The sequence below is a fragment of the Phreatobacter oligotrophus genome (genome assembly GCF_003046185.1).
Classification (GTDB): Bacteria; Pseudomonadota; Alphaproteobacteria; order Rhizobiales; family Phreatobacteraceae; genus Phreatobacter; species Phreatobacter oligotrophus.
In genome coordinates this window covers 776506-789221 of sequence record NZ_PZZL01000001.1, presented here as the reverse complement: position 1 = coordinate 789221, position 12716 = coordinate 776506, and the positions used below count along the sequence as shown (strand labels likewise).

The 12716-nt window shown below is 69.9% G+C and carries 10 protein-coding genes; 7 read left to right on the top strand and 3 right to left on the bottom strand.

From position 1 onward, the window contains the following. Nucleotides 1-97 precede the first annotated feature (97 nt). From C8P69_RS03935 to C8P69_RS03910, 7 genes are all read left to right on the top strand, one after another. Complete coding sequence (locus C8P69_RS03935) at nt 98-328, top strand: acyl carrier protein (protein WP_108174534.1); 231 nt, start codon at nt 98-100, stop codon at nt 326-328. Between the two features lie 3 nt (nt 329-331). Beyond that, nucleotides 332-1525: an acyl-CoA dehydrogenase family protein gene (locus C8P69_RS03930; protein ID WP_108174533.1), complete on the top strand. Its 1194-nt coding sequence runs from the start codon at nt 332-334 to the stop codon at nt 1523-1525. 4 nt (nt 1526-1529) lie between these two features. Beyond that, nucleotides 1530-2447 (top strand): amino acid--[acyl-carrier-protein] ligase, encoded by a 918-nt coding sequence (locus C8P69_RS03925; protein WP_108174532.1) that lies wholly within the window; start codon nt 1530-1532, stop codon nt 2445-2447. A 3-nt stretch (nt 2448-2450) separates the two neighbouring features. Beyond that, nucleotides 2451-3464 (top strand): DUF1839 family protein, encoded by a 1014-nt coding sequence (locus C8P69_RS03920; protein ID WP_108174531.1) that lies wholly within the window; start codon nt 2451-2453, stop codon nt 3462-3464. Between the two features lie 7 nt (nt 3465-3471). Then, the gene (locus C8P69_RS23750) at nt 3472-5937 is read left to right on the top strand and encodes a glycoside hydrolase family 2 protein (protein ID WP_170118110.1); all 2466 of its coding nucleotides are present in this window, start codon (nt 3472-3474) and stop codon (nt 5935-5937) included. After that, on the top strand, nt 5934-7658 hold the full coding sequence (locus tag C8P69_RS03915; protein ID WP_170118109.1) for an alpha/beta fold hydrolase: 1725 nt from the start codon (nt 5934-5936) through the stop codon (nt 7656-7658). The genes C8P69_RS23750 and C8P69_RS03915 overlap by 4 nt, the downstream gene beginning before the upstream one ends. An 82-nt stretch (nt 7659-7740) precedes the next feature. Next, the gene (locus C8P69_RS03910) at nt 7741-9183 is read left to right on the top strand and encodes an undecaprenyl-phosphate glucose phosphotransferase (protein WP_108174529.1); all 1443 of its coding nucleotides are present in this window, start codon (nt 7741-7743) and stop codon (nt 9181-9183) included. 81 nt (nt 9184-9264) lie between these two features. Here the strand turns inward: C8P69_RS03910 and C8P69_RS03905 are convergent, their stop codons facing one another. The 3 genes from C8P69_RS03905 to C8P69_RS03895 are packed head-to-tail and all read right to left on the bottom strand — an operon-like array spanning nt 9265 to nt 12618. Next, nucleotides 9265-10326 carry a glycosyltransferase family protein gene (locus C8P69_RS03905; protein ID WP_108174528.1) on the bottom strand — a complete coding sequence of 354 codons (1062 nt, stop codon included), beginning with the start codon at nt 10324-10326 and terminating at the stop codon, nt 9265-9267. Further along, nucleotides 10313-11626 (bottom strand): O-antigen ligase family protein, encoded by a 1314-nt coding sequence (locus C8P69_RS03900; protein ID WP_108174527.1) that lies wholly within the window; start codon nt 11624-11626, stop codon nt 10313-10315. Before C8P69_RS03900 ends, C8P69_RS03905 begins: the two co-directional genes overlap by 14 nt. After that, on the bottom strand, nt 11623-12618 hold the full coding sequence (locus C8P69_RS03895; protein ID WP_108174583.1) for a glycosyltransferase family 2 protein: 996 nt from the start codon (nt 12616-12618) through the stop codon (nt 11623-11625). The genes C8P69_RS03900 and C8P69_RS03895 overlap by 4 nt, the downstream gene beginning before the upstream one ends. Nucleotides 12619-12716 lie beyond the last annotated feature (98 nt).

Below are 12716 nucleotides of genomic sequence, written 5' to 3'. Positions count from 1 at the left end.
TCACTCTTCGGATAAGAACCAGTCATGCGCACGACATTACTCCTAACCCTTATCTTAAGGGTGGGTCGTGTCCGGGCAATTAGGGGGCTGATTCAAGATCATCGCCCGCACCGTGGAGCTGCCGGGCGGCGTGGACGGTCTCGTCGACACCAGCGACCTCTATGAAGCCGGGATGACCTCCTTCGGCTCCGTCCAGCTCATGCTGGCGCTGGAGGAAGCCTTCGACATCGAGTTCCCCGAGCGGATGCTCAACCGCCGCCTCTTCTCCTCCATCGCCTCGATCACTGCCGCTCTCGAAGAGCTGCAGGCCGAGAAGGTCGGAGCCTGAGCCATGCTGGACCGGTCGGAACCCGATGCCACCCCGCGCACCGCGGACCTCATCGTCCGCGCCAAGCGCGTCGCGACGGTCGCCGCCGCCCATGCGGATGCGGTGGACCGCGATGCCCGCTTCCCCCGCGAAGCGGTCGACGCCATGCGCGAGGAGCGCCTCCTCGGCATCATGATTCCGGCCCATCTTGGCGGCGAAGGCGCAGACTTCGCCGACATCGCCCAGATCTGCACGACGCTGGGCGCGGCCTGCTCGGCCTCCGGCATGGTCTTCGCCATGCACCAGATCAAGGCGTCGAGCCTCGTGCACCACGGCCTCGACAGCGACTGGCACCGCGCCTTCATGCAGAAGGTGGCGGAGAAGCAGCTCCTGCTCGGCTCGGCGACGACCGAGGCGGGCATCGGTGGCGACCTGCGCAATTCCATCTGCTCCATCGTGCCCGATGGCGACCAGGTGCGGATCGAGAAGGACGCCACCGTCATCTCCTACGGCCTCGATGCCGATGCGATCCTGGCAACCGCCCGCCGCGCGCCGGATGCCGCCTCGTCCGACCAGGTGATGGTCGTCATCGAGAAGCACCAGGCGAGCCTCGAACAGACCTCGACCTGGGACACGCTCGGCATGCGCGGCACCACCTCGCACGGCTTCAAGCTGGCCGCGACCGTGCCCGCCGAGCAGGTCTTCCCCAAGCCTTTCGCCGAGATCGCCGCGCAGTCCATGCTGGCGAGCTCGCACCTCTTCTGGGCCGCCCTCTGGTTCGGCATTGCCGGCTCGGCGCTGTCGAAGGCGCAGGCCAGCGTCCGCCAGGCCGCCCGCCGCATGCCCAATGCCGTGCCGCCGGGCGCCGCGCGCCTTGCCGCCGCGGCTGCCGAGCTCGCCGGGCTGAAGACGCTCGTCCGCGACGGCATCGCCCGTTTCGAGGCAGCCCGCCACGACGATGCGGCCATCAACTCGATGGCCTTCGCTGTGGCGATGAACGCGGTGAAGGTCGAGGCCTCGCGCCGCGCCGTCTCGCTGGTCCAGGAGGCGCTGACCATCGTCGGCATCCAGGGCTACAAGAACGCCAATCCCTTCTCCATCGGCCGCCAGCTGCGCGACATCCTGTCGGCGCCGCTGATGATCGCCAATGACCGCATCCTTTCCAACACCGCGACGATGCTCCTCATGTCGCGCCTCGACACCGACCTGGAGGACTGACGCGATGCTCGACAAGACCGAGACCAAGACGTTCCTCGACGACCTGTTCGACCAGGGCCTGCTGATCGAGACCGGCGTGGACGGCCTCTATGGCCGTTCCGGCCTGTTCGAGGCCATCGGCGACGGCTTCCAGGCCCTCGTCAGCCGCTACGGCGCCGCCGACGAGGCGGAAGTCGTGCGCTTCCCGCCGGCCATGGCCCGCTCGATCTTCGAGAAGTCGGGCTACATGAAGAGCTTCCCGCAGCTCGCCGGCACGGTGCATTGCTTCTGCGGCAATCCGGCCGACCATGTCAGCCTCCTGCAGACGATCGAGCAGGGCGGCGACTGGACCGCCGGCCAGAAGGCGAGCGAGATCGTGCTGACGCCCGCCGCCTGCTACCCGCTCTATCCGACGGCGGCCAAGCGCGGGACCCTGCCCGCCGAGGGCCGGCTCTTCGATCTTCTCTCCTACTGCTTCCGCCACGAGCCCTCGCAGGACCCGGCGCGCCAGCAGTTCTTCCGCATGCGCGAATATGTGCGCATGGGCACCCCCGACCAGGTGACCGAGTTCCGCGCCTCCTGGCTCGAGCGCGGCCAGGCGCTGATCGGCGAGCTCGGCCTGCCGTTCACCGTCGACGTCGCCAACGATCCGTTCTTCGGCCGCACCGGCAAGATGCTGGCGATCAACCAGCGCGACCAGCGCCTGAAGTTCGAGCTGCTCATCGCCATCGAGAGCGAGGAAAAGCCGACGGCCTGCCTGTCGTTCAACTATCACCAGGACCATTTCGGCAAGACCTTCGGCCTCACCTCGGCCGATGGCGAAGTGGCCCACACCGCCTGTGTCGGCTTCGGCCATGAGCGGGTGATCCTCGCCCTGCTCAAGCACTACGGCACCAACGTGAAGCGCTGGCCCGCCTCGCTGCGCCAGACCCTGGGGCTGTAACCGATGAAGGCCGTCCTCGCCGACCTGACCGCCGCCAGCCACGTGCGCCATGCCCTGCATGACGCCTCCGTGGCCTGGCCGGAGACGAACTGCCACACCGACCTCCTGATCGAGGTCCTCCACGCCCTCGGCCGCGAGCCGGAGGCGGGGCTCGGCATGACGCTGGCTCAGGACTTCGAGGGCGACCAGTTCACCTTCTTCAAGATCCCGAACGGTGATCTCGACAGCCTGTTCGGTCTCGACCTGCAGGAGCTGTCGATCTACCGGCCGCTCGTCGACCATATCGAGGAGCAGGTCGCCCGCGGCCGGCTCGTCATGGTCGAGGTCGACGCGCATTTCCTGCCCGACACGCGCGGCGTCACCTACCGCACCGACCATTCCAAGACGACGATCGCCGTCAACCGTTTCGACCGGGCGACGGCGAGCCTCGGCTATTTCCACAATGCCGGCTATTTCGAGATGGCCGGCGAGGATGTCGAGCAGGCCCTCGGCTTCGGCTCCGTGCCAACCCCGGTCCTGCCGCCCTATACCGAGTTCGTGAAGATCGCAGGCCCGGGCCTCTCCGGCCGCGCCCTGAAGGACGCCGCCCTCGCCCGCCTTGCCGGGCATTGGGCACGCCGCCCGGCGCGCAACCCGGTCCGCGCCTATGCCGATGCCTTGCCGGCTCACCTCGACTGGCTGGCGACGCAGCCCCCCTGCTCGTTCCACCCCTATGCCTTCAATTCGGCCCGCCAGTTCGGCGCCAATATCGCGCTGCTCGGCGCCCATCTCGCCTGGCTCGCACGGCAGGGCGTGACCGGCCTCGATGCTGCGATCGCACGCTGCGGGACCATGGCCAACGGGATGAAGACCTTCCAGTTCCTGCTGGCCCGCGCCCTCGCCCGCAAGAAGTTCGATGCCCTCGCCCCGGCGCTGGCCGAGATCGCCGACCAGTACGATGCGCTGATGGACGACCTCGCGGCTGCCTTCCGCTTCCCCGCTGCCGAGACGCGGCCGCTGGTGCGCGCCGCCTCCTGAGGACCCCATGGAGCCGGTTCGCCACGACACGCACGCGCCCGCCGTGCCGCTCGACGCGGACTGGCTGATGGCTGTCGTGGCGGCGGGCTCGGCGACCACTCCGGAGGAGCTCGACGCGGCGGCTGACTGGATCACCGCCACGGTCCCGGGCACGGCCGAACAGGCCCTGATCGCCGCCGGGCGCCTTTCGCCTGGCACCCCTTCCGGACTGCATGACCGTGATGTCTGGTATCGCCGCGAGATCGTCCTCGACACGCCCGGCACGATCCGGTTCGAGGGTTTGACTGCCCCCGCCGAGATCTTCCTCGACGGCGCACAGTCTGCGTCGGTCGCATCGATGTATGTGCCGACCGCCCTCTCCTGCCCGGCGGGTCGCCATGCCCTCGCCATCCGGCTCCCGGCGCTGAACCCGGTCCTCGCGGCCGCCAAGGGGCCGCGGCCCCGCTGGCGCCCGATGATGATCCAGCCGGGCACGCTGCGGCTCATCCGCGCCACGACTCTCGGCCACATGCCGGGATGGTCACCGGAGGTCGCGGTGGTTGGCCCCTGGCAGGGCATGCACCTGCTCCCCGACACCGCTGCCCCGCGCCTTGTCTCGCTGCGCCTCAACGCGGGTCTCGAGGGACCAGACGGCGTGCTCGATATCGCCGTGTCCTTCGACCAGCCGGTGGAGGATGCGGTGGAGGTGCTGTGCGCCGGCCACTCCCAGACGCTGCATCCCGGCACCGGCAACGCCCATGCCGGGCGCCTCGTCGTCCCCGATGTCGCGCCGTGGTGGCCGAATGGCCTTGGCGACGCGGCGACCCATGGCGTGCAGCTGCGCATCGGCGATCGGCTCATGGAGGCCGGCCGCGTCGGCTTCCGGACGCTTGCCGTTGATCGCGGTCCCGATGGCCAGGGCTTCGGCCTCGTCGTCAATGGCGTGCCGGTGTTCTGCCGCGGCGCCTCGTGGACGCCGCCGGATCCGGCGGCGCCGGGCGTCGCCGATCCGCGCCCCCTGCTGGAACTCGCGCGCGATGCCGGCATGACCATGATCCGCCTCTCCGGCACCATGGGAGCGGAGAGCATGACCTTCCATGCCGCCTGCGACGAGCTGGGCCTGCTCGTCTGGCACGACCTGCCCTTCGCCAATTTCGACTATCCGACCGAGGACCCGGCGTTTCGCGCCCTCGTCACGGCGGAGGTGCAGCACCTGCTCGGCCGCCTCGCCGGCTCGCCGTCCCTGGCTGTGGTGTGCGGCGGCAGCGAGATGGCGCAGCAGGCGACCATGCTCGGCCTGAAGCCTGATCAGGCCGCCATGCCCTTCTTCGAGGAGCACCTGCCGCAGCTCGTCGCAGAACTCGCGCCGCAGGCGGCCTATGTGCCGCATACGCCGTGGGGCGGCTCCCTGCCCTTCGTCACCGACGCCGGCGTGACCCACTATTTCGGGGTCGGCGCCTATCGCCGTCCCATGGAGGACGCCCGCCGCGCCGATGTGCGCTTCGCCTCGGAATGCCTCGCCTTCGCAGCCGTTCCCTCCGCCGCTTCGCTCGCCCTCCAGGACATGAATCCCGCCGATGAGACCCGCTGGTCGTCCGGCGTGCCGCGCGATGCCGGCGCCGACTGGGATTTCGAGGATGTCCGCGACCATTATGTCGGCGCGCTCTTCGGCCTCGATCCGGCAGCGCTGCGCGCTTCCGACCCCGACCGCTGGCTGGCGCTCGGCCGCGCCGCCCCCGCCATCCTCATGGAAGCCGTCTTCGGGGAGTGGCGCCGGGCCGGCTCGCGCTGCCGCGGCGGCCTCGTCTGGCTCCTCGCCGACATGAAGCCCGGCGCAGGCTGGGGCCTGGTCGACCGCCTCGGCGAACCCAAATCGACCTGGCATGCCCTGCGGCGCGCCTTCCGGCCGCTGCATCTCGGTCTCACCGACGAGGGGCTGAACGGCCTCGGCATCCACCTCGTCAACGAGACGCGGAAGTCCCGCGCCGTGCGGCTGACCCTCGCATCCTATGGCGAGGGTCCGCACCCCCTCGCCCGCGCCGAACGCGGCCTAACGCTTGCCGCCGGCAAGGCCTTCAGCCTGTCGAGCCACGAGCTGCTGGGCCGCTTCTTCGACATCGCCGACGCCTATCGTTTCGGGCCGCGCGCCCATCAGGCGACGCTGGCCAGGCTGCACGACCCCGAGACGGGGGCACTACTGGCCGAGGCGAGCCATGTCCTGCCGGGATGCGCCGTCGCGCCGGGCGATATCGGCCTCTCGGCGCAGCGCGTCGATGGCGAGGCCGGGCCCGCGCTCGCCATCGCCACGGACCGCTTCGCCCATGCCATCACCGTCGAGGATGCGGGTTTCCGCGCCAGCGACGAGGGTTTCTGCCTCGCGCCCGGCGAGACGCGCGTCGTGCCGCTGGTCCGGCGCCGTGGCACGCCCCTCTCGACGCAGGGCCGCGTGACGGCCCTCAACAGCCACCCCGTCGCCTACGAGCACGCCGCATGATCCCGGTCACGTTCCACGGCCTGCTCGGCAAGCTCCACCGGCCCGACGCCTCCCGCGCCTCGGGCCTCGGTGTCGTCCTGGTGGCGCCGCATGGCGTCGAAGCCCTGGCAGCCACCAAGAGCCTGCGCATCCTCGCCGAAAGCCTCGCCGAGCGGGGCCATGCAGTGCTGCGCTTCGACCTGCCCGGCACGGCGGATTCGCTCGGCTCCGACTCGGATCCGGCACGCCTTGATGCGTGGGTCGGGGCGGCCCGTGCCGCCGCCTCGTTCCTCGTCGCCAAGGGCGGCGCCTCGGGCATCGTCATGGGGGGCCTGCGCTTCGGCGCCGCCATCGCCACCCTGGCTGCGACCGGCTGCGAGAGTTTCGCCGGCCTGATGCTCCTGGACCCGGTGGTGAAGGGGCGCATCTATGCGCGCGAACTCGCCCTCACCGCCCGCGCCCTTGCCGAGGGCGCGCGCCTCGACCCCGACGCCACGGCGACCGAGGACGGGCTGCTGATCGCCGGCCTGACGACGACCAACGAGACGCTGGGGGCGATCCGCACCGTCGATCTCGGCCGGCAGGCGCCGCCCGAGGTCCCGACGCTGGTCCTCCATCGACACGGCGCCGCCGATGCCATGTCGCTGGCGTCAAGCTGGCCGGCGCGGCCCGATCTCGCGATCGAGTCTATCGGCGGCTTCGAGGCGATCTCGCTGAGCCCGACCATGGCCACCACGCCCCACGAGGTCATCGCACGGGCGGGCGACTGGCTGGACGCCTTGCCGAAACGGACGCCGCGCCCGGCAGAGCCGCTCGAGCCGGCGCGGCTCTCTGCTCCCGGCTTCACCGAAGAGGCCGTCGTCTTCGGCGAGGCCGACCGGCTGTTCGGCGTGCTCTGCGAACCGAGCGTCCCGGCCGAGGGCAAGCCAGCCCTCCTGATCGTCAATGCCGGCCGCAACTCGCATGTGGGCTGGGCCCGCTCCAGCGTGCTCCTCGCGCGAGAACTCGCGGCGCAGGGCGTCGCCTCGCTGCGCATGGACCTTGCCGGTATCGGCGACGGCCGCGACAGGCCCGGCGCCCCGGACACGGTCGATGCCGTGCTCTACCATCCGGCCAATGCGAGCCAGGTGACCGCCGGCGTCGACCTGATCGCCGCCCGCGGCTATCGCGAGCTCACCATGCTGGGCGCCTGTTCGGGCGCCTATCTGGCCCTCCACCATGCCGCGGCCGATCCGCGGATCAGGGGCCTGATCCTCGTCAACATCCAGCGCTTCGTCTGGCGTCCTGGCGAGACGGTGGAAGAGGCCATCGCCTCGGCCTATCCGCTCGCAGCCAGCTATGCCGGCAAGGTGTTCGAGGCGCGCGCCTGGAAGCGCATCCTCACCGGCGAGCGCAAGGTTCTGCCGCTTGTCCGCGCATTCAGCCGCCGGCTCGGCCAGCGGGTTGCCGCCATCCGCCCGTCGGAGCAGACGCGGCAAGCGCGCCTCATCATGCGGACGCTGTCACAACGGCGTGTCGCCATGGACCTAATCTTCTCCGAGAACGATGCCGGCCTCGGCGATCTCGCCCTGCATTTCGGCAGCGGTGGACGCTGGCTGCTGCGCGAGGGCATCCCGCCGATCACGGTGGTGCCGGCGGCAGACCACGACATGACCCCGCCCGAGGCGCGCCGCACCGTGGTGGAGCGGGTCAGCGCCCTCGTCGGGCGGCGCGGAGCGGCCCGCGGGAGCGACGCGGCATGAGGCCTGCAAGGACCAGTGTGACCCTGCGACAGCGTCCCCGACCGGGACAGAGCTGCCGCAGAATGGCACGAGGCACCTCGCCATGACGTTGAAGGAACTGGATCTCGCGGCTGGCGCCATCACCCGGCGCAATCGGGGCGGCTATGCCTGGACACGGTTCGCGCTGAAACTCGCCACCGGCGCCATCGACTGGATGGTCATTGCCGGCACCTCTTTCCTCATCTCCATCCTCTATGCCCGCGCCTCCAGCGGCGAATGGTGGACCTCGCAGTCGCAGGTGGCCCTGGCGGCCGTCCTCGCCAGCACCTTCGTGCTGCTGAACGCCGTCCGCGGCCAGTACCAGATCGGCCATTATGTCGGCGTGCGCCGCGATTTCGGCACGACGCTGACGCTGTGGAGCGCGACCTTCGTCATCCTCATCGCCTTCGCCTTCGCCACCAAGACGACCGAGAACTTCTCGCGCGTCGCGGTGACGCTGAGCTTCGTTGTCGGCCTGCCCGCCATCTTCATCGCCCGTGGCGCGGCCCGGCGGATGATGACGCTGGGCTCGAAGATCGGCATCATCCCGGCGCGCCGGGTCATGCTGGTCGGCCGCGAGGAGGACGTCACCGCCTTCGCGATGCGCTACCAGCCCTGGAATGCCGGCATGCACATTGCCGGCACGGGCCTGCTCGCCCCCGCCGGCGGCCCGGTGAGCCGCGACGACATCGCCCGCATCGCTACCCAGGCGCGCGACATGCAGCTCGACGACGTGTTGATCATCGTGCCCTGGTCGGAGACCGAGACGATCGACCGCCTCGTCGACGGCTTCATGCGCATCCCGGTGACCATCCATCTCGGCCCCGAGCGCATCTTCGACCGCTTCCAGGACATCCACATCGCCAAGGCCGGCGGCATTGCCAGCCTGCAGCTCGGCCGGCCGCCGCTGACCGCGGGCGAGGTCATGCTGAAGCGTGCCCTCGACCTCGCGCTCGGCTCCTTCGCGCTGTTCATGTTCACGCCGGTCCTGCTCGTCATCGCCATCGCCATCAAGCTGGACAGCTCCGGCCCGGTGCTGTTCCGCCAGCGGCGCCTCGGCTTCAACCAGCGCGAATTCCAGATCGTGAAGTTCCGCACCATGACCGTCATGGACGACGGCGACGTGGTGCGGCAGGCGACCCGCAACGACCAGCGCGTGACCCGCGTCGGCCGCGTGTTGCGCCGCTGGAACCTCGACGAGCTGCCGCAGCTCCTCAACGTGCTGGCCGGTCAGATGTCGCTGGTGGGCCCCCGCCCCCACGCCATCGCCCATGACCGCGAGTTCGACGACCGCATCGCGCTCTATGCCCGCCGTCACAACGTCAAGCCGGGCATCACCGGCTGGGCTCAGGTCCACGGCCTGCGCGGCGAGACCGACACCGACGCCAAGATGAAGGCCCGCGTCGAGCACGACCTGTTCTACATCGACAACTGGTCGATCCTGCTCGACATCGAGATCCTGTTCCGCACGGTGTTCTCGCGGAAGGCCTACGACAACGCCTTCTGACCACGCGCACTGGCGCAGCACATCCAAAAGGCCGCGGAGCGATCCGCGGCCTTCTTGGTTTTCAGGATCTGGAGCCTCGCCTCAGGCCGCCATCACGGCGTCGACCGCGGCTAGCGCATCGCGCCAGGCGCCGTCGACATCGAGGCAACCCGGCAGGCGCGGCGCCACGGCGGCGGCCTCGACGGCCTCGGCCACCTGATCGAGGCCGGCATGGGTGGGCACGAGCCGCAGCCGCCCTTCCTCGAGCAGGCGGCGATAGGTCGGGTGATGGTCGAAGGCGCCGGCCGTTTCGGGCGCGTTGACGACCACCGGCCGGCCCGACATGGCGCAGGCGAGGACGCTGCCGCGCCGGCTGGTGAGGCCTTCGGCAAAGAGATAGGCGAAGACATCCACCTCGGCGAAGGCCGCGAAGAGATCCGCGTCATCGGCGATGTAGCCGCTGACATGGATGCGATCCTCGACGCCGAGCGCTTTCGCGCGGGCGCGGAAGTCGCCCTCCACGTCGTCCTGCCCCTTGACGAAGGAGCCGAGGAAGACGGCGAAGGGATTGGCGCCGCGCTGGACCAGGGCCGCCACCAGGTCGAGGATCTGGGACGACTGCTTGCGCGGATAGATCGAGCCGAAATGGCCAAGCACGAGCCGGCCGCGATGGCGCTCGGAGGCTATGAGCCGGCTCAGCGCCGTCTCGGTTAGGCGCTCCGGCAGGATGACGTTCGGCGGAATGGGAACGATCCCCCGGCGCCGCGGGGCGAGGCGCGATTGCGGGCTCGCGGCGAACTGCGCGGCCACTTCGGGCGAGGAGAAGAGAATGGCCGAGGCCAGCGGCAGGAGCGGCGCATAGCTCGCCCGCCGCTTCCAGTCGAGGTCGGCCCATTCATGCAGGACAATGAGAACCGGGCGGCCGGCGGCGCGGGCGCTCGCGGCGGCGGTGATCGGCTCGACGAGGCGCTTTTTCCAGGCAACCACGGGCAGGTTCAGAACGAGGACGCCTCGCTCCGCCGGCAGGCGCGACCCCAGCGGCCGGGTCGCGGCGCGGTCGCCGGCGGTTGCGGCGAGGCGGCGGGCAAAGGCCTCGACGCCGCAGGGCGCGGCTGAGTCCGAGACGAGGACGTCAAGCCGGGCCGGCGCGTCAGGGCGCAACATGCGGCCGCCTCGCCAGATAATGCAGGCCGAAGACCGCAAAGAGGAAGGTGATCCAGGTCGGATGGAAGCGCAGGTACATGAAGCTCTCCATCACCGACAGATAGACGCCGAAGAGCCAGATTTGCAGGAGCATCAGCAGCAGCGCCGGGTCGGCGCCGCCGCGGCGGGCCACGAGATAGTTGCGCAGCGGCATGATGACGAAGACGACAAGCGTCAGGGCAAGCCCCGGAAGGCCCATGTTGAGCGCCGCATCGATATAGCCGTTATGGGCATGGGCGGCATGGCCGGCCCACTGGGTCGTGTCTTCCTGGCCGAAACGGGTGCTCTCCAGCGCCCAGTAGGCCTGGTAGCCCCAGCCGGTCAGTGGCCTTTCGGCAATCTTCTCGAGCGCCAGCTCCCAGATATCGGCGCGCCCGGTGAAGGTGGCATCGAAGGGCAGCTTCTGGACCACGCTGGCGATGGCGTCGCTGACCACGGAGCCCGGGCCGAGGACCGACAGCACGACGAGCGGAGCGAAGGCGATGGCGCCGATCACGAGGCCGCTGCGGATGCGCTGCACCAGGATGGCGATCAGCATGGCGCCGACGAAGAGCATGGTGGAGCTCTTGGCGCCCGACATGGCAACGATCAGCACGGAGGCGGCCAGCACCGGCCCGGCCGCCAGCCCATGGCCGGCGCGGATGGCGAAGATCATCATGAAGATGATCATCGCGAAGATGGCGCCGGTGGTGTTCTTGTGGGCGAAGACGCCGCGCCAGTCGCCCGCGAGCTGCGGCTCGCCGACATCGGTCGCCTGGTGGATCGAGAGTTCCGGCATCAGCGCCACGCCGACCAGCGAGAGCACCGTCACCACGGCGGCGGCGACCACCAGCAGCAGCGCCATCTGCTTGCGGCCCCGCGGCATCAGGAACAGCGTCGCGCAGAGCAACGCCAGCAGGAAGAAGAGGACCAGCCGCTTCATCGACAGGTTCGGATCCGCCGAAGTGACGACGGTCACGCAGAGCCAGGCGCCGAGCAGGATCCACAGCGGATGGAGGAGGCTCGCCAGCAGCCGCGGCTGGGTCAACAGGACGATGGCCGTGCCGGCTGCCGCGAGCAGGCCATAGGCGAGGTAGGTCGCGCCGTCGCGGCCCGTGGCGAGCTCGAGGACGTCGGTGTTCGTCAAGTCGGCGAAAGGCTCGAGCGTGATCCAGGCGAGGAGCAGCGTGCCGGCAAAGACCGCGAGGCGGCCCCAGCGCATCAACTCGGCGAGTTCGTCCGCTGGCAGGCGAATGAGGCGCGTGTCGGTGAAGACGCTCACGTGGTGGCTCCGGCCTTGTAGGGCTGTTGCTCGACACCGAACCAGGCTCCGATCCGCCCGGCCGAGACGGCGAGCGGATGGGCCGCGACCACCGGGTTGCCGGTGCGCAGCAGCGTCACCGTGGCCCGGACAAAGGCCAGCGGCACGATGGCAAGGTCCTTGGCGACGATCTTCCAGCGGCCTGCCTCGCCGGAGCGCTTGAGGTCCACTGCGCGGTTGATCGAACCAATGCGCAGGCCCCGCTTCATGACCCATGCGATGCGGGCGCGCTCGGCCGGAACGGTCTCGGTGATCAGCGCCTCCTCCACCCACCAGGAGCGGAAGCCGGCCAGGCGACAGCGGGTGAAGAAGTCCATGTCGCCGCCGCCCAGGAAGTTGAAGCGGGGATCAAGCGGCCTTGCGCCGAGGCGTTCGAAAACGCGCCGGTGCATCAGGCAATTGCCGGTGCCGTAGATCATCGGCACCGCGCCGGTGCGATGGTGGCTCGGCCAGAAGACGGGATGACGGCGCAGGACCGAAGGCGCGTCGGCCTGGAACCGCGGAACGACCGGACCACCGACGACATCGGCATCCTCGCGCTCGGCGGCAGCGACCATCAGCTCCAGCCAATCGGGGCTCGCGACCTCGTCGTCGTCGATCATCAGGACATGTGTCGCTGCGGGGAAGCTGGCGAGAGCATGGGCGAAGCCGGCATTGATCGCGTGGACATTACCCTGTGAGGTTTCAACGATCGCTTCGCCCCTGAGGGCGCCGCCGGCGAGCCAGCGGGCGGCGACGGCAAGGCCTTCGCGGCCAGAAGCTTCGTTCTCCACCACGACGACCGCGAAGGCGCGGCTCGTCCGCTGGGCGGCCAGCGAGGCCAGCGTCTCGTCGAGCATGGCCGGGCGCCGGAAGGTCGGCACCACGACGACCGCGCGGACGGCCGCGGCTTCGAGGAGCGGGCTGCGCACGGTGCCCAAGGGTCGCGTGGCGGATGTCTCGTCGGGGGACATGGTGAGGGTCACCGTTCCATCCTGGTTCAGAACCGGCGCGCGAGGCACGGGTTCGGGGCCGTTTGAGCCTGTCAGAGCAAGGTCCTTGCCGTCCGACG